The sequence below is a fragment of the Micromonospora sp. NPDC048930 genome, assembly GCF_043197935.1.
GTDB lineage: Bacteria > Actinomycetota > Actinomycetes > Mycobacteriales > Micromonosporaceae > Micromonospora.
Genome location: NZ_JBICUB010000001.1, coordinates 519,273 through 540,896, shown reverse-complemented (window position 1 = coordinate 540,896; position 21,624 = coordinate 519,273). Strand labels below are relative to the sequence as shown.

At 74.8% G+C, this 21,624-nt stretch carries 23 protein-coding genes and 2 pseudogenes; 19 read left to right on the top strand and 6 right to left on the bottom strand.

Features of this window, described 5'->3' with window-relative positions; genetic code table 11:
• Positions 1-54 precede the first annotated feature (54 nt).
• Positions 55-1,920 carry a 2-oxoacid:acceptor oxidoreductase subunit alpha gene (locus tag ACGFI9_RS02670; protein ID WP_393174115.1) on the top strand — a complete coding sequence of 622 codons (1,866 nt, stop codon included), beginning with the start codon at positions 55-57 and terminating at the stop codon, positions 1,918-1,920.
• Positions 1,913-2,947 carry a 2-oxoacid:ferredoxin oxidoreductase subunit beta gene (locus tag ACGFI9_RS02665; protein WP_393174113.1) on the top strand — a complete coding sequence of 345 codons (1,035 nt, stop codon included), beginning with the start codon at positions 1,913-1,915 and terminating at the stop codon, positions 2,945-2,947. Before ACGFI9_RS02670 ends, ACGFI9_RS02665 begins: the two co-directional genes overlap by 8 nt.
• Positions 2,948-3,024: 77 nt before the next feature.
• On the opposite strand, the pseudogene ACGFI9_RS02660 reads toward ACGFI9_RS02665, so the two are convergent.
• A pseudogene (locus ACGFI9_RS02660) lies at positions 3,025-3,325 on the bottom strand (AMP-binding protein); the annotation flags it as partial.
• 201 nt (positions 3,326-3,526) lie between these two features.
• Here ACGFI9_RS02660 and ACGFI9_RS02655 point away from each other — a divergent pair.
• From ACGFI9_RS02655 to ACGFI9_RS02635, 5 genes are all read left to right on the top strand, one after another.
• A complete protein-coding gene (locus ACGFI9_RS02655) occupies positions 3,527-4,150 on the top strand; it encodes a DUF2238 domain-containing protein (RefSeq protein WP_393174111.1) in 624 nt (207 codons plus the stop codon).
• 82 nt (positions 4,151-4,232) lie between these two features.
• Complete coding sequence (locus tag ACGFI9_RS02650) at positions 4,233-4,691, top strand: hypothetical protein (RefSeq protein WP_393174109.1); 459 nt, start codon at positions 4,233-4,235, stop codon at positions 4,689-4,691.
• Between the two features lie 3 nt (positions 4,692-4,694).
• The gene (locus tag ACGFI9_RS02645) at positions 4,695-5,924 is read left to right on the top strand and encodes an NRAMP family divalent metal transporter (protein WP_393174107.1); all 1,230 of its coding nucleotides are present in this window, start codon (positions 4,695-4,697) and stop codon (positions 5,922-5,924) included.
• Positions 5,921-6,298, top strand: coding sequence for a hypothetical protein (locus ACGFI9_RS02640; RefSeq protein ID WP_393174105.1), 378 nt, complete (start codon positions 5,921-5,923; stop codon positions 6,296-6,298). Before ACGFI9_RS02645 ends, ACGFI9_RS02640 begins: the two co-directional genes overlap by 4 nt.
• Positions 6,288-6,563 (top strand): PRC-barrel domain-containing protein, encoded by a 276-nt coding sequence (locus ACGFI9_RS02635; protein ID WP_393174103.1) that lies wholly within the window; start codon positions 6,288-6,290, stop codon positions 6,561-6,563. Before ACGFI9_RS02640 ends, ACGFI9_RS02635 begins: the two co-directional genes overlap by 11 nt.
• A gap of 3 nt (positions 6,564-6,566) precedes the next feature.
• Here the strand turns inward: ACGFI9_RS02635 and ACGFI9_RS02630 are convergent, their stop codons facing one another.
• Complete coding sequence (locus ACGFI9_RS02630) at positions 6,567-6,734, bottom strand: hypothetical protein (protein ID WP_393174101.1); 168 nt, start codon at positions 6,732-6,734, stop codon at positions 6,567-6,569.
• Positions 6,735-6,936: 202 nt separating this feature from the next.
• Here ACGFI9_RS02630 and ACGFI9_RS02625 point away from each other — a divergent pair, with 202 nt between their 5' ends.
• Positions 6,937-7,317, top strand: a complete 381-nt coding sequence (locus tag ACGFI9_RS02625) for a DUF1622 domain-containing protein (RefSeq protein ID WP_393174099.1) — start codon at positions 6,937-6,939, stop codon at positions 7,315-7,317.
• A gap of 137 nt (positions 7,318-7,454) precedes the next feature.
• Here the strand turns inward: ACGFI9_RS02625 and ygiD are convergent, their stop codons facing one another.
• Positions 7,455-8,324 carry a 4,5-DOPA dioxygenase extradiol gene (gene ygiD / locus ACGFI9_RS02620; protein WP_393174097.1) on the bottom strand — a complete coding sequence of 290 codons (870 nt, stop codon included), beginning with the start codon at positions 8,322-8,324 and terminating at the stop codon, positions 7,455-7,457.
• 189 nt (positions 8,325-8,513) lie between these two features.
• On the opposite strand from ygiD, the gene ACGFI9_RS02615 reads away from it, so the two are divergent.
• Positions 8,514-10,616, top strand: a complete 2,103-nt coding sequence (locus ACGFI9_RS02615) for a heavy metal translocating P-type ATPase (RefSeq protein ID WP_393174095.1) — start codon at positions 8,514-8,516, stop codon at positions 10,614-10,616.
• 7 nt (positions 10,617-10,623) lie between these two features.
• Here ACGFI9_RS02615 and ACGFI9_RS02610 read toward each other — a convergent pair whose 3' ends face one another.
• Complete coding sequence (locus ACGFI9_RS02610) at positions 10,624-10,821, bottom strand: hypothetical protein (protein WP_393174093.1); 198 nt, start codon at positions 10,819-10,821, stop codon at positions 10,624-10,626.
• Between the two features lie 4 nt (positions 10,822-10,825).
• Here ACGFI9_RS02610 and ACGFI9_RS02605 point away from each other — a divergent pair, with 4 nt between their 5' ends.
• From ACGFI9_RS02605 to ACGFI9_RS02580, 6 genes are all read left to right on the top strand, one after another.
• Complete coding sequence (locus tag ACGFI9_RS02605; protein WP_393174091.1) at positions 10,826-11,737, top strand: HAD-IC family P-type ATPase; 912 nt, start codon at positions 10,826-10,828, stop codon at positions 11,735-11,737.
• Between the two features lie 220 nt (positions 11,738-11,957).
• Positions 11,958-12,359 carry a molybdopterin-binding protein gene (locus tag ACGFI9_RS02600; protein ID WP_393174089.1) on the top strand — a complete coding sequence of 134 codons (402 nt, stop codon included), beginning with the start codon at positions 11,958-11,960 and terminating at the stop codon, positions 12,357-12,359.
• On the top strand, positions 12,356-13,141 hold the full coding sequence (modA, locus tag ACGFI9_RS02595; protein WP_393174087.1) for a molybdate ABC transporter substrate-binding protein: 786 nt from the start codon (positions 12,356-12,358) through the stop codon (positions 13,139-13,141). The genes ACGFI9_RS02600 and modA overlap by 4 nt, the downstream gene beginning before the upstream one ends.
• Positions 13,138-13,932, top strand: a complete 795-nt coding sequence (locus tag ACGFI9_RS02590) for an ABC transporter permease (protein WP_393174085.1) — start codon at positions 13,138-13,140, stop codon at positions 13,930-13,932. Before modA ends, ACGFI9_RS02590 begins: the two co-directional genes overlap by 4 nt.
• A complete protein-coding gene (locus tag ACGFI9_RS02585) occupies positions 13,914-14,990 on the top strand; it encodes an ABC transporter ATP-binding protein (protein ID WP_393175209.1) in 1,077 nt (358 codons plus the stop codon). Before ACGFI9_RS02590 ends, ACGFI9_RS02585 begins: the two co-directional genes overlap by 19 nt.
• Before the next feature lie 96 nt (positions 14,991-15,086).
• Positions 15,087-15,371: a hypothetical protein gene (locus tag ACGFI9_RS02580; RefSeq protein WP_393175207.1), complete on the top strand. Its 285-nt coding sequence runs from the start codon at positions 15,087-15,089 to the stop codon at positions 15,369-15,371.
• A gap of 10 nt (positions 15,372-15,381) precedes the next feature.
• On the opposite strand, the pseudogene ACGFI9_RS02575 reads toward ACGFI9_RS02580, so the two are convergent.
• Positions 15,382-17,246 (bottom strand): annotated as a pseudogene (locus ACGFI9_RS02575) (sulfatase-like hydrolase/transferase); the annotation flags it as partial.
• A 41-nt stretch (positions 17,247-17,287) separates the two neighbouring features.
• A complete protein-coding gene (locus tag ACGFI9_RS02570; protein ID WP_393174083.1) occupies positions 17,288-18,226 on the bottom strand; it encodes a CDP-alcohol phosphatidyltransferase family protein in 939 nt (312 codons plus the stop codon).
• A 91-nt stretch (positions 18,227-18,317) separates the two neighbouring features.
• On the opposite strand from ACGFI9_RS02570, the gene ACGFI9_RS02565 reads away from it, so the two are divergent.
• Genes ACGFI9_RS02565 through ACGFI9_RS02550 form a run of 4 tightly spaced genes read left to right on the top strand, consistent with a single transcriptional unit; the run spans position 18,318 to position 21,546 of the window.
• Entirely contained in the window at positions 18,318-19,295 is a 978-nt protein-coding gene (locus ACGFI9_RS02565) for a dehydrogenase (RefSeq protein WP_393174081.1), read from the top strand.
• A 3-nt stretch (positions 19,296-19,298) separates the two neighbouring features.
• On the top strand, positions 19,299-19,697 hold the full coding sequence (locus ACGFI9_RS02560) for a 6-pyruvoyl tetrahydropterin synthase family protein (protein ID WP_393174079.1): 399 nt from the start codon (positions 19,299-19,301) through the stop codon (positions 19,695-19,697).
• A 5-nt stretch (positions 19,698-19,702) separates the two neighbouring features.
• The gene (locus tag ACGFI9_RS02555) at positions 19,703-20,740 is read left to right on the top strand and encodes a glycosyltransferase family 4 protein (RefSeq protein ID WP_393174077.1); all 1,038 of its coding nucleotides are present in this window, start codon (positions 19,703-19,705) and stop codon (positions 20,738-20,740) included.
• Positions 20,737-21,546 carry an SAM-dependent methyltransferase gene (locus tag ACGFI9_RS02550; protein WP_393174075.1) on the top strand — a complete coding sequence of 270 codons (810 nt, stop codon included), beginning with the start codon at positions 20,737-20,739 and terminating at the stop codon, positions 21,544-21,546. The genes ACGFI9_RS02555 and ACGFI9_RS02550 overlap by 4 nt, the downstream gene beginning before the upstream one ends.
• Positions 21,547-21,624 lie beyond the last annotated feature (78 nt).

The window sequence follows — 21,624 nt, the reverse complement described above, 5'->3', positions numbered from 1 at the left end:
CGCGCCGCGCCGGCCGCGATGCCGGCAGTCCGGCCGTACCCGTGGAGGACCGTCATGACCCTGGCAGCGAGCAGTGGCAAGCGAACCCGTCGACTGGACCGGGTGGTGATCCGGTTTGCTGGTGATTCGGGTGACGGCATGCAGCTCACGGGTGACCGGTTCACGTCGGAGACGGCGCAGTTGGGGAATGACATCTCGACGTTGCCGAATTTCCCGGCGGAGATTCGGGCGCCTGCCGGCACCCTGCCGGGTGTGTCGTCGTTCCAGGTGCATTTCGCCGACTACGACATCCTGACGCCGGGGGATGCGCCGAATGTGTTGGTGGCGATGAATCCGGCGGCGTTGAAGGCGAATCTGGTGGATTTGCCGCGGGGTGCGGACATCATCGTGAACACGGATGAGTTCACGAGGCGGAACCTGGCGAAGGTGGGCTACACCACCAGCCCCCTCGACGATGACACGCTGGCCGGGTATGTGGTGCATCCGGTGGCGCTCACCTCGATGACGGTCGGCGCCCTGGCGGGGCTTGAGGTGTCGAAGAAGGACGCGGAGCGGGCGAAGAACATGTTCGCGCTCGGCCTGCTCAGTTGGATGTATTCGCGGCCGTATGAGTCGACGTTGCGGTTCCTGGAGCGCAAGTTCGCCGCCCGCCCCGAGCTGGTCGCGGCGAACGTGGCCGCTTTCCGGGCCGGCTGGAACTTCGGCGAGACCACCGAGGACTTCTCGGTGCGGTACGAGGTGAAGCCGGCGAAGATGCTGCCGGGCACCTACCGGAACATCACCGGCAACGCCGCCCTCTCGCTGGGCCTGGTCGCCGCGGGTGTGCGGTCGGGGCTGCCGGTGTTTTTGGGCGCGTATCCGATCACCCCGGCGTCGGACATTCTGCACGAGCTGTCCAAGCACAAGCGGTTCGGTGTGGTGACGATGCAGGCGGAGGATGAGATCGCCGCGGTCGGCGCCGCCCTGGGCGCCTCCTACGGCGGCTCCCTCGGCGTCACCACGACGAGTGGTCCGGGTGTGGCGTTGAAGGGTGAGACGATCTCGCTTGCGGTGGCTCTGGAGTTGCCGCTGGTGATCGTGGATGTGCAGCGGGCGGGTCCGTCGACGGGGATGCCGACCAAGACCGAGCAGGCGGATCTGAACATGGCCCTGTTCGGCCGGCACGGGGAAGCGCCGGTCGCGGTGATCGCCCCGAAATCCCCGGCGGACTGCTTCTACGCCGCCCTGGAAGCCGCCCGGATCGCGTTGACCTACCGCACGCCGGTGATCCTGTTGTCGGACAACTACGTGGCCAACGGCTCCGAACCGTGGCTGCTGCCGGATGTCGAGTCGCTGCCCGATTTGCGCGTCGCCTTCGCTACGCGACCCAACGCCGAGGACGGGGTCACGTTCCTGCCGTATCTGCGGGACCCGGAGACCCTCGCCCGCCCGTGGGCGATCCCGGGCACCCCAGGGTTGGAGCACCGGATCGGTGGCCTGGAGAAGGCGGACAAGACCGGCGACATCTCGTACGACCCGGCGAACCACGACTTCATGGTCCGCACCCGCGCGGCCCGCATCGACACCATCCCCGTCCCCGACGTGGAGGTGGAGGACCCCGACGGTGACGCGAAGGTTCTCGTGCTCGGGTGGGGGTCCACCTACGGGCCGATCGGCGCGGCCTGCCGGGGGCTGCGGCAGCGTGGTTTGAAGATCGCCCAGGCGCACCTGCGCCACCTGGCCCCGATGCCGGCCAACCTCGGCGAGGTGCTGCGCGCCTACGACCGGGTGGTGATTCCGGAGATGAACCTCGGTCAGCTCGCCCACGTGATCCGGGCGAAGTACCTGGTCGACGCGATCGGCTACAACCAGGTCCGCGGCCTGCCGTTCACCGCCGCCGAGCTGGAGACCATGCTGGAAGAGGTCGTGAAGAATGTCTGAGCCCGTCGCCCTCAAGCTGACCGCGAAGGACTTCAAGTCCGACCAGGAAGTGCGCTGGTGCCCCGGCTGCGGCGACTACGCCATCCTGGCCGCCGTCCAGGGCTTCATGCCCGAACTCGGCATCCCTCGGGAGAACATCGTCTTCATCTCCGGGATCGGCTGCTCGTCACGGTTCCCGTACTACATGAACACCTACGGGATGCACTCCATCCACGGCCGTGCCCCCGCCATCGCCACCGGCCTGTCCGTCACCCGACCGGACCTGTCCGTGTGGGTCGTCACCGGCGACGGCGATGCTCTGTCCATCGGCGGCAACCACCTCATCCACGCCCTGCGCCGCAACGTCAACCTCAAAATCCTGCTGTTCAACAACCGCATCTACGGCCTCACCAAGGGCCAGTACTCGCCCACGTCGGAGATCGGGAAGATCACCAAGTCGACGCCGGTCGGGTCCGCGGACGCCCCGTTCAACCCGCTGTCCCTCGCCCTCGGCGCGGAAGCCACCTTCGTGGCCCGCACCATCGATTCGGACCGCAAACACCTGCAGTCGGTGCTGCGGGCGGCCGCCGCCCATCAAGGGTCGGCGTTCGTGGAGATCTACCAGAACTGCAACATCTTCAACGACGGCGCCTTCGACCAGTTGAAAGAACCCGCCACCCGGGACGACTACCTGATCCGGCTGGAACACGGGCAGCCGATCACGTTCGGCGCCGACGGCCAGTACTGCGTAGTCCACCCGCCGGGCGGGTTCGGCCTGGAAGTCCGCGACACCGCGGCCACCCCCGCCCAGGACATCGTCGTGCACGACGCCACCGTGACCGACCCCGCCTACGCGTTCGCCCTGTCCCGCCTGCCCGGGCTCGACCTGCGCAACACCCCCATCGGCGTGTTCCGCAACGTCACCCGGCCCTCCTACGACACCGTCGTGCAGGAACAGGTCACCACCGCCAAGGCCAAGGTCGACCAAACCCCGGAACAGCAACTCGCCGGCCTCCTCGCCAGCGGCGACACCTGGACGATCTACTGACCCGCCACGGCTGAGCCGGCGTGGCGCGCCGGCTCAGCCCAACCGGGACTTCTGCACCTTGCCGAGCGCGTTGCGACGCCCGCCGGCGCCAGCACCGCCGCCACCGCGGAGTCCCGCAGGATGTGCGCGCGTTCCATCGGGCCGGCGTCCGGGGGCACCGGCACCACCGTCACGTCCGCCAGCAGCGCCCCGACGATCCCCACCACCGTCTCCAGCGAGGCGGTCGCCTCCACCGCGACCCCGGTCCAGGCCACGGATCCGGTCGGCTACCGCCGCCGTGCTCTCCCGCAGCCGCGTACCGGAGATCGCCCGCCCGGCGACCCGGACCGCGTCCGGACGCTCGTCGGGCGCGTGCGACAGTGCCGTCAGCAGGACCACGTCGAAGCCTCTCGTGCAGCGGACGCGCGCGGCCGGCGGAGCGGCCGGACCGGAGCCCGGCGGGCCCGGCCCGGCCGTAACGGGGACCGGGACACCGGCACCACCCCTGACCGGTACGGCGACCGGGCGGCGGCCCGCTGCTATCGTCGGCGTCCGGCCGGCGGCGGGTCGGTCCGTCCATCCAGGAACAGGCGGTCGCCGGTGGCCCGAGCACGTAACGTCCTCCCGCAGGTGCTGCTGGGTCTCGTCCTCGTCGCGCTGGTCGTCTCCGGCATCCGGCCGTACGACCGGCTCACCTGGCTGCTGGAGACGGTGTGGGTGATCGTCGGCGTGCCGGTGCTGCTGCTCACCTGGCGCCGGTTCCCGCTGACCACGCTGCTGTGCGGCCTACTGGCGCTGCATGCGCTGATCCTCGTCGTCGGCGGGCACTGGACCTACGCGCGGACCCCGCTCGGCAACTGGGTACGGGACCTGTTCGACCTGTCCCGCAACCCCTACGACCGGCTCGGCCACTTCGCCCAGGGCTTCGTGCCGGCCATCCTGGTCCGGGAGATCCTGGTCCGCCGCTCGCCGCTGCGGGGCAGCCGCTGGCTCGCCCCGCTGGTGGTCTGCGCCTGCCTGGCGTTCAGCGCCTTCTTCGAGCTGATCGAGTGGTGGGCCGCCCTGGCCGGCGGCGCCGCCGCCGACGACTTCCTGGCCACCCAGGGCGACGTCTGGGACACCCAGTGGGACATGTTCCTGGCGCTGGTCGGCGCGATCACCTCGCTCGTCCTGCTCGGCCGCTGGCACGACCGCCAGGTGGCCGCCCTCCCGCCGGCCGGGTGAGCCTTGTCCGGATCGCCGGAAAACATCGTGTTCCTCCGATAGCGTCAGCCGGACCGGTAGGTCTGTACCTGTGGAGGAAGCGGTGTCGGCACGCAGCTGGGCCGCCGGCGGCCTGGCCGTCGTGGCGCTGTGCTGGGGCGGGCTCGGCTACACGAAGACCCGCCCGCCGGACTTCCACGCCTACCGGCTGACCGCGGTGGAGTCGGCGCAGTCCGCGTACCACGCGGTGGTGACCGCCCGGGTGATCGGCGGCGCGTGGCGGGACGGGCGGGTGACCGGGCCGTACGCCGAGAGCGTCCTGGACGACGGCCGGTCCGCGCTGGCGGGTGCCGCCGACCGGTTCGCCGGCGCCACCCCGGTCGACGCCGAGACGGTACGGATGCGCGACCGGCTCGGCCCGCTGCTGCTCGCCGCGAACGCCCGCCTCGGCGCGGTCCGCCAGGCCGCGAACGCGAAGGACCTGGCTGCCGTCGGCCGGGCCGTCGACCAGCTCCCACCCGTCGCCGACGGGCTGGACGCCTTCCTCCAGGCGTACGGGTGACCCGTGAAAAGGCTGCTCGCCGTCACCCTCGGGGTGCTCACCGCCATCGGCGGCTTCGTCGACATCGGCGACATCGTCGCCGCCTCCGAGGCGGGCAGCCGGTTCGGCGTTCGGCACGCCTGGGTGCTGCTGGTCGGGGTGATCGGCATCTGCGTGTACGCGGAGATGGCCGGCCGGGTCACCGCGATCAGCAACCGGCCGGTCTTCGACCTGATCCGGGAACGGCTCGGCCCGCGGGTGGCGTTGCTGAACCTGCTTGCGTCGTACGTGGTCACCCTGCTCACCCTGGCGGCGGAGATCGGCGGCGTGGCGCTCGCCCTGCAACTGCTCAGCGGCACCACGTACCTGCTGTGGGTGCCGCTGGTGGCGCTGCTGCTCTGGCTGGCGCTGTGGCGGGTGAAGTTCGAGAGCCTGGAACGCCTCTTCGGGCTGGGCGGCCTCGCCCTGATCGTGCTGCTGGTGGCGGCGTTCCAGCTGGGCCCGCCGGCGTCGGCGCTGGCCGGGCAGGCGCTGCCGACCGCCCTGCCCGAGCAGGAGAACTGGCCCACCTACTGGTACTTCGCGGTGGCGATCTTCGCCTCGGCGATGACCCCGTACGAGGTGTTCTTCTTCTCCTCGGGTGGGGTGGAGGAGCGGTGGACGCCGCAGGATCTGGTCCTGTCCCGGGCGAACGTCCTCCTGGGTTTCCCGCTCGGCGGGCTGCTCGCCTTCGGGTTCATGGCCGCCTCGTCGGCCGTCTTCGCGCCGCTGGACGTCTCGGTCGACACCGTCGGGCAGGCGGTGCTGCCGGCCGGGCTGGCGTTCGGCAAGGTCGGCCTGGCGCTGCTGATCCTCGGGGTGTTCGCCGCGACGTTCGGGGCGGCGATGGAGACCGGCCTCTCCGCCGGCTACACGGTGGCCCAGTACTTCGGCTGGTCCTGGGGCAAACTGCTGCGGCCCTGGCAGGCGGCCCGGTTCCACACCGTGCTCCTGGTGGGCATCCTGGCCGCGGTCGCGGCGCTGCTGACCACGATCGACCCGGTCCAGTTGACCGAGTACATGCTGCTGTTCAGCGCGGTCGTGCTGCCGTTGACGTACCTGCCGATCCTGGTCGTCGCGAACGACCGGGACTACCTCGGCGACCGGGTGAACGGGCGGCTCGCCAACGGCCTCGGCATGGTCTACCTGGTGATCGTGGTGGCGGCCGCCGTCGCGGCCATCCCGCTGATGGTGCTGACCGGAATGGGACGGTGAAACCGGTGCTGCTGCTCAACTTCAACCTGCTCGACCGGCAGATCGTCGACCGGGACGGCATCCCCGTCGGCAAGGTCGACGACATCGAACTGCGGCATGCGGCCGACGGCACGTACGTGGCCGCGCTGCTCACCGGGCAGCAGGCGCTCGGCCGCCGGTTCCCCGGTGCCCTGGGACGGTGGATCACCGCGCTCGCCGCCCGGCTCGACGAACATGACGAGGGGCCACGCCGGATCCCGTACGACCTGGTCGACCACGTGGACGCGGCGGTGCACCTGTCGGTGCGCCGGGACCTGCTGGCCCCGCCGGCGCTGGAGGCGTGGCTCGACCGGCACCTGATCGAGCGGATCCGCGGGGCCGGCCATGCCGGCTGACCGGGTCAGCGCCCTGCTGGGCCGGCCGGTGCGCGACGCCGCCGGCCGTGAGCGGGGCCGGATCGTCGACGTCGAGGCCGAACCCGACGGGGCGGGTGGGCTGCGGCTCACCGCTGTGCTGGTCGCCCGGGGCCCCTGGGGCCGACTGCTCGGCTACGAACGCGACGAGGTGCGGGGACCGTGGCTGCTGGAGGTCGCGGCGCGGTGGATCCTGCGCCGCCGGCTCACCCGGGTCCCCTGGACGGACCTGCCGCCCGAGCCGTGAGGCTCACTCGTCGCCGACGGTCTCCGTCTCGCCGTCGTGCTGGAACTGCGCGGGCAGGTGCTCGTCGGGCTGGGGCGCCTGCGCCAGCCTGTGGTGCGGGTCCCCGTCCCGGGAGAACAGGACGTCGTCGGTCTTCTTGGTCTTCTCCTGGTCCTCTTCCGGCTCGGTCACGTGCACTCCTCAGCAGGTGCCGTCGATGACCGCCCCGGCCGGGTCGGTCCTGGTATGTCCCGATACCCACCCTAGGCGGCGCGAACCGCTTGTGCAGACGGATGCCGGCCGCCGCCGGCGGGTGGCCCGGCCGGAAACACCTCCGGCGCGCACCGCCGATACGCCATGGTGGGGGCGACGGCCGGCGGTACGGGGGTGACGAGTGCCGACCAAGGAGATCATCCAGCGGGTCGGGGCCCTGCTGGACCTGGCCGGGGTGCTGGTCATCGCGCTGGGCGTCGCGGTCGCCACGGCCGTCTTCGTGCTGCGCTGGTGGCGTACCCGGCAGCTGGTCGAGCACTACCGGGCGTACCGGCAGGGCGTGGGCCGGGCCATCCTGCTGGGGCTGGAGTTCCTGGTCGGCGGGGACATCATCCGTACCGTGGCGGTCTCGCCCACCTTCACCAGCGTCGGGGTGCTGGCCCTGATCGTGCTGGTCCGGACGTTCCTCAGCTTCTCGCTGGAGGTGGAGCTCGACGGTCGCTGGCCCTGGCAGGCCCGAAACCCGCTGGGCGGGCCGAGCGTCGGTGCCGGCCCGCGATGAAGCGCCGCCCGCCGGGCCGCGATGAGCGCGGCGCGTGCCTGATCGGTGCGGCGGTGAAACCCGGTGGCCCGCTCCTGCGGGGCCATGATCGTGCCACAGCCGGACGGCGGTCCGCCGGCCGCCGCCATCGTGGTCGGTCAGATGTTGGCCGAGTCGGCCGGCACGTCGGGCGGCAGCGAGGGGGCCCCGGCCGGCGCCGCCTCCCGCCGGCAGCGCAGCCCGAGGGTGTACGCGGTCATCGACAGCGACCCGTACGCGTATCCGTCGACCAGCACCTCCGGCCGGCCGTCGGCGGTGCCGGCGAGGCCGGCCAGGTAGAGCAGCGGGATGAAGTGGTCCGGGGTCGGTACGGCCAGGTCATAGTCGCGGTGCCCGTCCAGCCGGGCCGCCTCGGTCGGGGCGTCCAGCACGATCTGCCGGGCCGCGTCGTCGAAGCGTCGCGCCCAGTCGAAGCCCTCGTCGGCCAGGCGCGGGTCCACGCCGCCCAGGTTGTGCACCACGTTGCCGCTGGCCACGACGAGGACGCCGCGCTCGCGCAGCGGGGCGAGCCGGGCGCCGAGGTCGAGGTGGTAGTCCAGCGGCTTGAACGCGTTGATGCTCAGCTGCACCACCGGGATGTCGGCGTCGGGGAAGGCGTGGGTGAGCACCGACCAGGTGCCGTGGTCGATGCCCCAGGAGTCCAGGTCGGCGCCGACCCAGGTGGGGTGCACCACGTCGCTGATCTCCTCGGCCAGCTCCGGCAGCCCGGGCGCGGGGTAGCGGACGTCGAACAACTGCTGCGGGAAGCCGTAGAAGTCGTGGATGGTGCGGGGCCGGGGCATGGCGGTTACCGCGGTGGCGCCGATGTACCAGTGCGCGGAGACCACCAGGATCGCCCGGGGGCGGGGCACCGCGCGGCCGAACTCCCGCCAGGCCGAGGTGTAGCGGTTGACCTCCAGGGCGTTCATCGGGTTGCCGTGCCCGAAGAACGCCGCCGGCATCACCGTCCGCGCCGTCTGCTCGCTCATCCCGCTCCCCGTCGCCGGCCGTGTCCCCGAGGCTAACTCCGGTGTGGCGGCGGTGTCCGGCGACCGCGACGGCGACGATGCGCCGGTTCGTGCCGATGGGACACGGAAGGATGGGCTTTGGGCAGAGGCGAAGGTCATTTTGCGCCATACCCCCTAGGGGTATATGGTGGGCGGCGGGGGTGGAGTTCGATGGAACACGAACACCGGCATCACGGCGCGACCACCGAACCGGGTGGCCACGGAGCGCACGGCGACCACGGCGGGCCGACCGGCCACGGTGGCGGGCACGACAAGCACGCCGGGCACGACCCGGAGCAGTTCCGGCGGAAGTTCTGGCTGAGCCTGGCGCTGACCGTGCCGATCGTGGTGACCAGCCACATGGTCATGGACTGGTTCGGCTACCGGCTCGACTTCCCGGGCATGGCGTGGGTCGGGCCGGTGCTCGGCTCGGTCGTCTTCTGGTACGGCGGTTGGCCCTTCCTGGTCGGCGGCGTCCGCGAGCTTCGCGACCGGGCGCCCGGCATGATGCTGCTGATCTCGATGGCGATCATCGTCGCGTACGCCGCCTCCGTAGCGACCAGCCTCAACCTGTTCGACCTGGACTTCTGGTGGGAGCTGGCGGCGCTGGTGACCATCATGCTGCTCGGCCACTGGCAGGAGATGAAGGCGATCGGGCAGGCCCAGGGCGCCCTGGCGGCCCTCGCGGCGCTGCTGCCCGACGACGCCGAACGTCTCGACCAGGCGGGGCAGCCGCACCCGGTGCCGGTCAGCGAGCTGCGGGTCGGCGACCTGGTGCTGGTCCGCTCCGGCGGCCGGGTTCCCGCCGACGGGCGGATCGAGGACGGGGCCGCGGAGCTGGACGAGTCGATGATCACGGGGGAGTCCCGGCCGGTGCCGCGCGCCGTCGGGGACCGGGTCGTCGCCGGCACCGTCGCCACCGACTCCGCCCTGCGGGTACGCGTCGAGGCCGTCGGCGAGGACACCGCGCTGGCCGGCATCGGCCGGCTCGTCGCCCAGGCGCAGTCCTCCGGCGGGCGCGCCCAGGTGCTCGCCGACCGGTTCGCCGCCCTGCTGTTCTACGTCGCCGGCGTCGCCGGGCTGGCCACCTTCGTCGCGTGGCTCGTGCTCGGCAACACCGACCAGGCCGTGATCCGTACCGTCACGGTCCTGGTCATCGCCTGCCCGCACGCCCTCGGGCTGGCCATCCCGCTGGTCGTGGCCCTCTCCACCGCCCTCTCGGCGCGCGCCGGCATCCTGGTGAAGGACCGGCTCGCCCTGGAACGGATGCGGACCATCGACGCGGTCCTGCTCGACAAGACCGGCACGCTGACCAAGGGGAAGCACACCCTCACCGGGGTGGCCGCGGCGAGCGGGCTGGCCGAGGACGAGGCGCTGCGCCTGGCCGGCGCGGTCGAGGCCGACAGCGAGCACCCGCTCGCCCGGGCCCTGGTCGCTGCCGCCAAGCAGCGCGGCCTGCGGGCCGAGGCGCGGGACTTCCGGTCGCTGCCCGGCCGGGGCGTCCGCGCGGTTGTCGACGGTACGGAGTGGGCCGTCGGCGGGCCGGCCCTGCTGCGCGAACTCGGCGCCGACGTCCCGGCCGAGCTGACCCGGGCGGCGGAGGGCTGGGCCCGACGGGGTGCGGCGGTGCTGCACCTGGTCCGACCGGCCGGACCCGGCGGTTCGCAGGCGGTCGGCGCGTTCGCCCTCGAGGACGAGGTCCGCCCGGAGGCCCGCGCGGCCATCGCCGAACTGCGCGAGCAGGGCATCAAGAAGATCGTGATGATCACCGGGGACGCCCGGCCGGTCGCCGAGGCGGTCGCCGCCGACCTGGGCTTCCGCCCCGGGGTGGACGAGGTCTTCGCCGAGGTGCTCCCCGCCGACAAGGACAAGGCGGTCACCGAACTCCAGTCCCGGGGGCTGACCGTGGCGATGGTCGGCGACGGGGTGAACGACGCCCCGGCCCTGGCCCGCGCCGACGTGGGCATCGCGATCGGAGCCGGCACGGACGTCGCCATCGAGTCCGCCGGCGTGGTGCTGGCCAGCTCCGACCCGCGCGGGGTCACCGGCGTCATCCGGCTGTCCCGGGCGTCGTACCGGAAGATGCGGCAGAACCTGGCCTGGGCGGCCGGCTACAACGTGGTGGCGATCCCGCTCGCCGCCGGGGTGCTGGCCTGGGCGGGCATCGCGCTCAGCCCGGCGGTGGCCGCGGTGCTGATGTCCGCCTCCACCATCGTGGTGGCGCTCAACGCGCAACTGCTTCGCCGGGTACGCCTCACCCCGGCGGGCGACTGACGGCCGGTCAGCGGGTCGGGGCGTGCGCGGCCAGGTCGCCGCTGGCGTGGTCGGGCAGGTCGCGATCGGTGTGGTCGGCGTGGAAGAGCGCCTCGTCGAGCAGCGCCCGGACGTGCACGTCGGCCGCCGAGTAGTAGACGAAGGTGCCCTCCCGGCGGCCGCGTACCAGCCCGGCCAGGCGCAGCTTGGCCAGGTGCTGGCTCACCGCCGTGGGGGCCGCCCCGACGCTGCTGCGGCTGGCCGCCGCCGCCGAGCACCCACTCGCCGGGGCGCTGCTGGCCGCCGCCCGGGAGCGCGGGCTCACCCTGCCGCCCGTCGCCGACTTCACCGCCACCCCCGGCCGGGGTGTCGCCGCCACCGTGGCCGGCCGCCGGGTCCTGGTCGGCAGCCCGGCGCTGCTCGACGGGCTCCCCTCGGCACCCGCGTCACGGCTGGTCGCCGCCGAGCAGGCGGCGGGGCGTACCGCCGTCGTGGTCGTGGTGGACGGCGCGGCGGCCGGGGTCCTGGGGCTGGCCGACCGGGCCCGGCCCGGGGCGGCGGAGGCGGTCGCCGCGCTCACCGCCCTGACCGGGGCACGGCCCGTGCTGCTCACCGGCGACAACGCCGGCGCGGCCGCCCGGCTCGCCGCCGACACCGGCATCGCCGAGGTGCACGCCGGCCTGCTCCCCGAGGACAAGGTGGACCGGGTCCGGGCGCACCAGCGCGACGGCCGGCGGGTGCTGCTGGTCGGAGACGGGATCAACGACGCCCCGGCGCTCGCCGCGGCCGATACCGGGGTGGCCATGGGCCGCCAGGGCTCCGACCTGGCCCTGCGCACCGCGGACGCGGTGCTGGTCCGGGACGACCTCGGCGCGCTCCCCGCGCTGGTCGGGCTGGCCCGCCGGGCCCGCCGCCTGGTCGTCGCCAACCTGGCCGTCGCGGCGACCTTCATCGTGGTTCTGGTGGCCTGGGACCTGGTCGGGCACCTGCCCCTGCCGCTCGGCGTCGCTGGCCACGAGGGCTCCACCGTCCTCGTCGGGCTCAACGGGCTGCGGCTGCTGAGCTCCCGGGCCTGGCGGCGGGCGGCGCAGCCGCGGAGCCGGCAGCGTCGCCCGGCCCGCTCACCGTCCGCCGCGGGCTGACGCTGCGGCCGCGGTGAGCCGGCAGCGTCGCCCGGCCGCTCACCGTCCGCCGGGGGCTGACGCTGCGGCCGCACCCCGGCTCGCGACCACGCCGGCCGGTTCGCCGCGCCGGCCCTGCGACGACCGACCGCACCTGCGGCGTGCCTCCCGCCGCCCCGCTTGCTGATGCGAGGCCGTATGGCTCCTTCCCCTCGCAGGTGCGGGCCGCTAGGGTGGCCGGGTGACGGTGTTCCGGATCGGTGAGGCCGCCGAACTGCTCGGGGTCAGCGCGGACACGGTCCGCCGCTGGATCGACGCCGGGCGGCTGCCCGCGACCCGCGACGAGCACGGCCACCGGGTCGTCGACGGGGTCGACCTGGCCGCGTTCGTCCGCGCCCCGGGGCATCCGGAGCTGTCGTCCGCCCGGAACCGGCTGCGCGGCATCGTCACCGCCGTCGTCAAGGACACCGTGATGGCCCAGGTCGACATCCAGGCCGGACCGTTCCGGATCGTCTCGCTGATGAGCCGGGAGGCGGTCGACGAGCTCGACCTCCAGGTCGGCGCGGTGGCCGTCGCCGTGATCAAGTCGACCACCGTCGTGGTGGAACGCGCCCCCGCCGTGAAGGGAAGGACCGGCTCGTGACCGTACGGTGGATCCGCGCCGCGATCGCCGCGACGGCCGCGCTGACCCTGAGCCTGACCGGCTGCGGCGGCACCGACGACGACCCAGCCGTCCGGGACGGCGGCGGCCGGGTGACCGTGTTCGCCGCCGCCTCGCTCACCGAGTCCTTCACCGCACTCGGCAAGGACTTCGAGGCCGCGCACCCCGGCACCACCGTCACCTTCAACTTCGCCGGCAGCTCGGCGCTCGCCACCCAGATCACCCAGGGCGCCCCGGCCGACGTCTTCGCCGCCGCCTCACCGGCCACCATGAAGACCGTCACCGACGCGGGCGACGCCGCCGGCACTCCGGTCACCCTGGTCCGCAACCAGCTCGTCATCGCCGTGCCCAAGGGCAATCCGGGGAAGGTGGCCGGCCTCGCCGATCTGGCCGAGCCGGGCGTCAAGGTGGCGCTCTGCGCCGAACAGGTCCCCTGCGGGGCGGCGGCGAAGACGGCGCTCGGCGCGGCCGGCGTCCGGCTCACCCCGGCCACCCTGGAACAGGACGTCAAGGGCGCGCTGGCCAAGGTGAAGCTGGGCGAGGTCGACGCCGCCCTGGTCTACCGCACCGACGTCCGGGCCGCCGCTGACCTGGCGGCCGTCGAGTTCCCCGAGTCCGCGCGGGCGGTCAACGACTACCCGATCGTCGTGCTGAAGCACGCCGGCAACCCGGACGCCGCCCGGGCCTTCGTCGACTACGTCCGCTCCGCCGCCGGCCGGGCCGTGTTGACCGCCGCCGGGTTCCAGGCCCCGCAGAGCCAGTGATCCCGCGCCCTCGGCAGCGGGTACCGCTCGCCCTGCTGCTCCCCGCCGGCCTCGGGCTGCTCTTCCTCGTGCTGCCGCTGCTCGGGCTGCTGGCCCGGGCGCCGTGGACCACCCTGCCCGGGCGGCTGGCCGAGCCGGGCGTACGCACCGCGCTGCGGCTGTCCCTGGAGACCGCCACCCTCGCCACGCTGCTCTGCGTCGCCCTCGGCGTACCCCTGGCGTGGCTGCTCGCCCGGGTCGAGTTCCCCGGCCGGCGGCTGCTACGCGCCCTGGTCACCGTGCCGCTGGTGCTGCCCCCGGTGGTCGGCGGGGTGGCGCTGCTGCTGGTCTTCGGCCGGCGCGGGCTGCTCGGGTCGTGGCTGGACACCACCTTCGGGGTGAGCCTGCCGTTCACCACCGCCGGGGTGGTGCTCGCCGAGGCGTTCGTGGCCATGCCGTTCCTGGTCATCGCCGTCGAAGGGGCGCTGCGCGGGGCCGACCGGCGGTACGAGGAGGCGGCGGCCACCCTCGGCGCCGGGCGCTGGACGACCTTCACCCACGTCACCCTCCCGCTGGTCGCCCCGGGCGTGGCGGCGGGCGCGGTGCTCTGCTGGGCCCGCGCGCTCGGCGAGTTCGGCGCGACCATCACCTTCGCGGGCAACTATCCCGGCCGGACCCAGACCATGCCGCTCGCCGTCTACCTGGCCCTGGAGACCGACCTCCAGGCGGCGATCGTGCTCAGCCTCATCCTGCTCACCGTCTCGGTCGCCATCCTCGCCGGGCTCCGCGACCGCTGGGTCGGGACGCCGTGACCGGACCGCCGCTGCTCGACGCCCACCTGGTCGCCGACCGGGGCGCCTTCCACCTTGACGTCCGGCTGCGGATCGCCCCCGGGGAGGTGGTCGCGCTGCTCGGCCCGAACGGGGCCGGCAAGACCACCGCCCTGCGTACCCTGGCCGGGCTGCACCCGCTCACCGCCGGCCACCTCACCGTCGGCGGGATCGACCTGGACCGTCCCGACCGGCGGGTCTGGATCCCGCCCGAGCGGCGACCGGTGGGCGTGGTCTTCCAGGACTACCTGCTCTTTCCGCACCTCAGCGCGCTGGACAACGTCGCCTTCGGGCCGCGCCGGCGGGGCGCCGACCGGCGGACCGCGCGGACCCGCGCGCAGGACTGGCTGGACCGGGTGGGCCTGGGCGGGCGGGCCCGGGACAAGCCCCGGCAGCTCTCCGGCGGGCAGGCCCAGCGGGTCGCCCTGGCCCGGGCCCTCGCCGTCGAACCCACCCTGCTGCTGCTCGACGAGCCCCTCGCCGCGCTCGACGCCGGCACCCGGCTGGACACCCGCGCCGAACTCCAGCGGCATCTGGGCGAGCACACTGGCGCCACCCTGCTGGTCACCCACGACCCCCTCGACGCCCTGGTGCTCGCCGACCGGCTGGTCATCGTCGAGCACGGGCGGGTGGTCCAGGAGGGGGACGCGGCCACGGTCACCGCCCGGCCCCGCACGGACTACGTGGCCCGGCTGGTCGGCCTCAACCTGCACCGGGGACGGGCCGACGGGCACAGCGTCACGGTCGGCGGGCTGACCCTCACCGCGGCGGACACCGTGCACGGGGACGCCTTCGTCGCCTTCCCGCCGGCCGCCGTCGCGCTGCACCCGACCCGGCCCGACGGCAGCCCGCGCAACGTGTGGGCGGCCACCGTGGCCGGGGTGCAGCGGCACGGCGACAACCTGCGGGTCCAGCTCGACGGTCCGGTCGCCGTCGCCGCCGACGTCACCCCCGCCGCGGCGGCCCACCTCGGGTTGCGTCCGGGCCAGTCGGTCTGGGCGGCGGTGAAGGCGGCGGAGACCCGCGCGTACCCGGCGTGACGGACGCCTCATGGACGGTGGCCGGTCGCCGGAGGGAGGTTTGACGGGGGTCTGCCCGGTCAGTGACCAGGGGAGCGACGAGGAGAGGGGAACGGGGTGCCCGACACGAACCAGGTCCGGTCCAGCCACGAGGTGGTCCTGCCGGACGACGTGACCGACCCGCTGCTGTGGCGGACGGCGTACGACGTGGCCAGCGCGCACCAGCCGGACGAGACGGGCCGCTGCCCCAGCCTGCTCTGCGGCGGGCAGGCCGCGCCCTGCGACACGCTGGTCGACGCCCGCCGCGCCATGCGCCTCGCCCGGGCCGGCGCCGCCGACGCTCCGCGCACCTCGTCCCACGACGCGGCGATCCCGCCCACCCGGCGCCGCGAGGCCGCCTGACCCACCCGCCGCGTCCCGGCCCGACTCCGGCCGCTGCCGGGGTCAGTGGCCCGGGCCGAAGGCGGTGAGGAAGCGGTCCCGGAAGGTGTCCATCCGCCACACCGGGGCCTGCGGGCCGGGCCGGAGCCCGTCCTGCCAGCCCCAGCCGGCGACCCGGTCCAGCACCTTCGGGTCCTTCGCCACGATGGTGACCGGCACGTCCCGGCTGGCGCCCTCGCCGGTGACCGTGGCGGCCGCCTGGTGGTCGCCGAGGAAGACCAGCACCAGGTCGTCCCCGCCGTACGTCAGCACGTACGACACCAGGGTGCCCAGCGTGTACCGGATGGAGTGCGCGTAGTCGGCGCGGATCTGGTGGCTGTCCCGCTGCACCACGTCCCGGCCGCCCCCGGTCCGGGTGGACGCCTCGTCGAAGATCGACCCGTCGCCGACCGCGTCCCACGGCACCGGCTTCGGGATCGCCGACCAGGGGGAGTGGCTGGACACCAGCGGGATCTCCGCCATCAGCGGGGCGTGCGGCCGGGTCCGTTCCAGCCGCTGGAAGGTGGCCAGGGTGTACTGGTCGGGCATCGGCGCGTAGCTGAACTTCGGCCCGCGGTAGGCAAGCTTCGCGGCGTCGTAGTAGCGGTCGTAGCTGAAGAACTTCCCCTCCGGCCACGGCTGGGTGGCGGCGGGCAGCACCCCGACGGTCTGCCAGCCGGCCCGGTGGAACGCCCCGTTGAGGGTGAGTCGGTCCCCGGCCAGCAGGTCCCGGTGGCGCTGGTCGTTGTCGATCCACAGCCCGGAGAGCAGGGTGGCGTGCGCCAGCCAGCTGCCACCGCCGAACGTGGGGGAGGTGAGGAAGCCGCTGCGGGCGTCGTACCCGGCCGCGCGCAGCTGGCGGTAGCCTTCGTCGAGCACCGCGGTCACGCCCGGCGACAGCTCGGGATCCTCCACCGCGTCCCGGCCGTAGCTCTCCACGAACGCGACCAGCACGTCCTTGCCGCGCAGCCCGGTCAGCAGCCGGTCGCCCGGCACGTCCCGGTACGCGTCGCTGGCCGCCTCCCCGGCGAACACCGCGCGGTCCCGCAGGCCGGCCCGGATCTGCCCGGCGTGCGCGGCCACCAGGGTGGTCGCCTCCCGGTCGGCCACCGGCACGCCGGTGGCGAGCCGTACGCCGAAGAGGGCGCAGCCCAGCCAGAGCACGGCGAGGGCCGCGACCACCCGTGCCGACGCGGCCCGGTGCCGGGCGAGCACCCGGGCCAGCCGCAGCACCGCCACGGTCACCAGGACCAGCAGGCCGACGGCGAGCAGCAGCGCCGCGACCGCCGCCGTGACCGCGCCGGCCCGGCCGACCGAGTCGCTGAGGTAGCCGTACCCGTCGTCGAAGAGCGCCCAGTCGAGCAGCACGTCGAACGGCCGGTCCCGGGCCACGAAGAAGCCCATGTCCAGCAGTTTCAGCACGGTGAGCAGGCCGAGCAGCGCGCCGGCCAGCGCGGCGACGGGCCGGCGTGCCCGGGGCGGGAGGACGAGCAGCAGCGCCACGGCGACCAGCGCCTCCAGCGGGATCCGCAGCACGGCGGCGGGCGTGATCCGGGTCAGCTCGTCGGGCAGCACCAGCGCGGCCACCACCAGCAGCGCGGCGAGGCCGGTGCGGCCGGCGGCGGCGATCCGGCGAGCCCGTGACGGCACGCCCGGCGGGGACACCCCGTCCCGCGGGTCGCCGGCGGCGGCGGCGTTCCCGCTGAGCTCACCGGGGTCGCGCTCGCCGCCGTGCTCCGCGCCCTCGGCCGGCGGCCCCGCCGAGGCCGGCGTCGGCGGCGCGGTCGGGCCGGGGGTGGCGGACTCGCCGGCCGGGGCGTTCCCGGCCGGTCGGCGGAGGCGGGCGAGGAGTGGCACGGGGGCATCCTTCGGCGGTGAGGGGGTGGGGCCGGGCGGCGTCAGACGGGTTGGTGGGCGGCGAGCCGGGCGGCCGGCGGCGCCGGCCGGGCCGTCGGACCGGCCGGCCGGTCCGCCCGGGCGGTGCGTTCCAGGACGAGACGGGCCGGCGCGGTCCCGACGGGCACGGCGGCGGCCCGGGCGGTGCGTTCCCGGACGGGCCGGGTCCGTTCTGCCCGGACAACCGGCACGGCGGCGGCCCGGGCGGTCCGTTCCGCCCCGACGGGCACGACGACGACTGGCGCGATCGCGGTGGGCCGGTGCCGCCACAGCCAGGCCACGTCGTGGCCGAACGACTCGACCAGCAGGGCCAGCGCGCCCGCCACCAGCGCGGTGGTGGCCACCGGGGCCAGCAGCCCGCTCGCCGCGATCAGCAGCAGCACGCCCTGCGCCGCCGCCACCACCTTGCGCCACTGGCGGGGCGGCAGCGGGCGCCGCAGCCACGGCAGCACCCAACCGGCCGCGACGAAGGCGTACCGCATCCCGCCGATGGCGAGGACCCAGCCGCCGACGGGCGGCGCCAGGTGGACGCTGAGCACCAGAATCAGGAACGCGTCGACCTCCATGTCGAAGCGCGCGCCCAGCGGGCTGGCGGTCCCGGTCCGCCGGGCCACCCGGCCGTCGACCGCGTCCAGGGCGAGCGCCACGGCGGTGAGCGGGACCAGCACCGCCACCGGCGCCGGCCCGGCGCCGGCGTCCACGACCAGGGCCAGCACCCCGCCCACGAGCAGCGCCCGGGCCAGGGTCACCCGGTCGGCGGGGCCCAGCCGGTCCGCGCCAACGGCCCGCAGGCCGCGCCGCAGCAGGCCGCAGAGCACCAGCCCGTACGCCAGGCCGGCGAGCCAGCCCGCCGCGGTGAGCCCCACCGTGCCGGCGAGCCCGGCGAGCAGGACGATCTGGACGGCCAGCCCGACCAATGGGCCATTTCGAACCGTGGACACCCTGCCTCCGTGTCTATGATCGACAACCCTGTCCCCCACTACGCGGAAAGTGCCCCTCCGGTTCGGCCCGATGCGGAAAAGAGGAGAATTCGTGACCCGCGCCGCCCGTGCGTTCTGGCTCCGCGCCCCCGGCGAGGGGGAACTGCGCCCGGTCGAGCTGCCGCCGCCCGGCCCCGACGAGGTGCTGGTGCGGACCCGGTTCTCCGGGGTCAGCCGGGGCACCGAGACGCTGGTCTTCACCGGCCGGGTCCCCGCCGACCAGTACGCCACCATGCGCGCCCCGTTCCAGGAGGGCGACTTTCCCGCCCCGGTGAAGTACGGCTACCTCAGCGTCGGCACGGTCGAGAAGGGCCCCGGGGCGCTGCGCGGCCGTACCGTCTTCTGCCTGCACCCGCACCAGACCGCGTACGTGGTCCCGGCCGACGCCGTGGTGGTCGTACCCGAGCGGGTGCCGGCGGCCCGGGCGGTGCTCGCCGGCACGGTGGAGACCGCGGTGAACGCGCTCTGGGACGCCGCGCCGTTGGTCGGCGACCGGGTCAGCGTGATCGGCGGCGGCATGGTCGGCTGCTGCGTCGCGGCGCTGCTGGCCCGCTTCCCCGGCGTCCGGGTCGAACTGGTCGACGCGGACCCGGCGCGGGCCGAGGTGGCCGCCGCGCTCGGCGTCGACTTCGCCCTCCCGGCCGACGCGGCCGGCGAGCGGGACCTGGTGGTGCACGCCAGCGCCACCGCCGCCGGCCTGCAACGCGCCCTCGACCTGCTCCGCCCCGAGGGCACCGTGCTGGAGCTGAGCTGGTACGGCGACCGCCCGGTCACCCTCGCCCTGGGCGGGGCGTTCCACTCCCGGCGGCTGGGCATCCGCAGCAGCCAGGTCGGCACCGTCTCGCCCCGGCGGGCCGACCGCAGCTACGCCGACCGGCTGGCGCTGGCCCTGGACCTGCTCGCCGACCCGGCGTTCGACGCGCTGCTCACCGGTCCGTCCCGCTTCGCCGACCTGCCCGACGTGCTCGACCGGCTCGCCTCGGGCCGGCTCCCCGCGCTCTGCCACCTCATCACCTACGACGAGGAGTGATCCGTGTTCACCGTGACCGTCCGGGACCACATGATGGTCGCCCACAGCTTCCGCGGCGAGGTGTTCGGCCCCGCCCAACGGCTGCACGGCGCCACCTTCGTCGTGGACGCCACCTTCCGCCGGCCGGACCTCGACGCCGACGGGATCGTGGTCGACATCGGCCTGGCCACCGAGCAGCTCAAGGCCGTCCTCGGCGAGCTGACCTACCGCAACCTCGACGACGAGCCCGCCTTCGCCGGGATGAACACCACCACCGAGGTGCTGGCCCGGACGGTCGCCGACCGGCTCGCCGAGGCGGTGCACGCCGGACGCCTCGGGGAGGGCGCGCGGGGCCTCGCCGGGATCACCGTCACGCTGCACGAGTCGCACGTCGCCTGGGCCAGCTACGAGCGGCCGCTGTAGACCGGATGAACGTCGTCCACGTGGTGCTGCCGGGCGACATCGACGACCCGGCCACCCCCAGCGGCGGCAACGCGTACGACCGGCGGGTCTGCCGGGGACTCGCCGCGCTCGGCTGGACCGTCCGCGAGCACCCGGTGCCCGGCGGCTGGCCGCACCCGGGGGCGGCGGAGCGGGCCGCCCTCGCCGGCGTGCTCGCCGCGTTGCCCGACGACGCGCTCGTCCTGCTCGACGGCCTGGTCGCGTGCTGCGTGCCGGAGGTGCTGACCGCGTACGCCCGGCGGCGGCGCCTGGTGGTGCTGGTGCACCTGCCGCTGGACGGCGAGGCCGAGGCCGGGGCCCTGGCGGCGGCGACCCGCGTGGTCGCCACCAGCGGGTGGACCCGGCGCTGGCTGCTCGACCGGTATCCGCTGCCCCCCGACCGGGTGTCGGTCGCCGCGCCCGGGGTGGCGGCGGCCCCGCTCGCCGCCGGGACGCCGGCCGGCACCCGGCTGCTCTGCGTCGCGGCGGTCACCCCACTCAAGGGGCAGGACGTGCTCGCCGCCGCCCTGGCCCGGGTCGCCGACCTCGACTGGACCTGCGACTGTGTCGGCGCGCTCAGCCGGGACCCGGCCTTCGTCGACCGGCTGCGCCGGCAGCTCGCCGACGCCAGCCTGGCCGAGCGGGTACGCCTGTCCGGCCCCCGCGTCGGGGCCGCGCTGGACGCCGCGTACGGCGGCGCCGACCTGCTCGTGCTGCCGTCCCGTCGGGAGACGTACGGGATGGTGGTGACCGAGGCCCTGGCGCGGGGCCTGCCGGTTCTGGGCAGCGACACCTGCGGGCTGCCCGAGACGCTCGGGTACGCCCCGGACGGCAGCCGCCCCGGGCTGCTGGTGCCACCCGGGGACCCGGAGGCGCTGGCCGACGCGCTGCGCCGCTGGCTGACCCGGCCGCGGCTGCGGGCCCGGCTGCGCCACGCCGCCCGGCGGCGGCGGGACACCCTCACCGACTGGACGGTCACCGCCGACCGGGTGGCGGCGACCCTGGAGGAGGCAACGGCGGCATGACCACGCAGCTACCCCCTGACTTCGCCGACTGGCTGCGACTGCGGGAACCGGTCGACGGGGCGGCCCGCTCGGCCGAACTGGTCGACGCGGTCCGCCGGCGGCTCCCCGCCGGCCGGCCCCTGGTGGTGCACGACCTGGGCAGCGGGACCGGGTCGATGGCCCGCTGGCTCGCCCCGCGACTGCCCGGGCCGCAGCGCTGGGTGCTGCACGAGCGGGACGCCGACCTGCGGCGGCTCGCCGAGGCCGAGCCGATGTACGCCGCCGACGGCAGCCCCGTCCTCGTCGAGACCTGCGGCTCCGACATCACCCGGTTGACCGCCGCCGACCTCGCCGACGCCCACCTGGTCACCGCGTCCGCGCTGCTGGACATGCTCACCGCCGAGGAGGTCGAGCGGATGGTCGCGGCCTGCGCCGGCCACCTGACCCTCTTCGCGATCTCCGTGCTCGGCCGGGCCGACCTCACCCCGGCCGACCCGCTCGACGCCGAGTTCGAGGCCGCGTTCAACGCGCACCAGCGCCGGACCGCCGACGGCCGGGCCCTGCTCGGCCCCGACGCCGTGGCCGCCACCGTGGCCGCCTTCCGCCGCCGGGGGGTGCCCGTCCGGGCCCGGTCCAGCCCCTGGCGGCTCGGCCCGGAGCAGGCCGCGCTGACCGCCGAGTGGCTGATGGGCTGGGTCGACGCCGCCGTGGCGGAGCGGCCGGAGCTGCTCGGGGTGGCCGGGGCGTACCGCCGGCGGCGGCTGGCCGAGGCGGCCGCCGGTCGGCTCGGGGTGGTGCTGCACCACGCCGATCTGCTGGCCGGGTGAACCGCCCGGCGTCGTGGCACGTGACATCCAGTGGATCGAGGGAGGTCCCGTTGTCACACGCCACCGTCGCCGCGCCCG

What these genes read in the sequence shown, in the direction of transcription:
- ygiD (WP_393174097.1), bottom strand. Translation starts at nt 8,324, where the DNA reads ATGAGCGAGCAGACGGCGCGGACGGTGATGCCGGCGGCGTTCTTCGGG.
- ACGFI9_RS02635 (WP_393174103.1), top strand. Translation starts at nt 6,288, where the DNA reads ATGCCGGCTGACCGGGTCAGCGCCCTGCTGGGCCGGCCGGTGCGCGAC.
- ACGFI9_RS02665 (WP_393174113.1), top strand. Translation starts at nt 1,913, where the DNA reads ATGTCTGAGCCCGTCGCCCTCAAGCTGACCGCGAAGGACTTCAAGTCC.
- ACGFI9_RS02670 (WP_393174115.1), top strand. Translation starts at nt 55, where the DNA reads ATGACCCTGGCAGCGAGCAGTGGCAAGCGAACCCGTCGACTGGACCGG.
- ACGFI9_RS02615 (WP_393174095.1), top strand. Translation starts at nt 8,514, where the DNA reads ATGGAACACGAACACCGGCATCACGGCGCGACCACCGAACCGGGTGGC.
- ACGFI9_RS02550 (WP_393174075.1), top strand. Translation starts at nt 20,737, where the DNA reads ATGACCACGCAGCTACCCCCTGACTTCGCCGACTGGCTGCGACTGCGG.
- ACGFI9_RS02555 (WP_393174077.1), top strand. Translation starts at nt 19,703, where the DNA reads ATGAACGTCGTCCACGTGGTGCTGCCGGGCGACATCGACGACCCGGCC.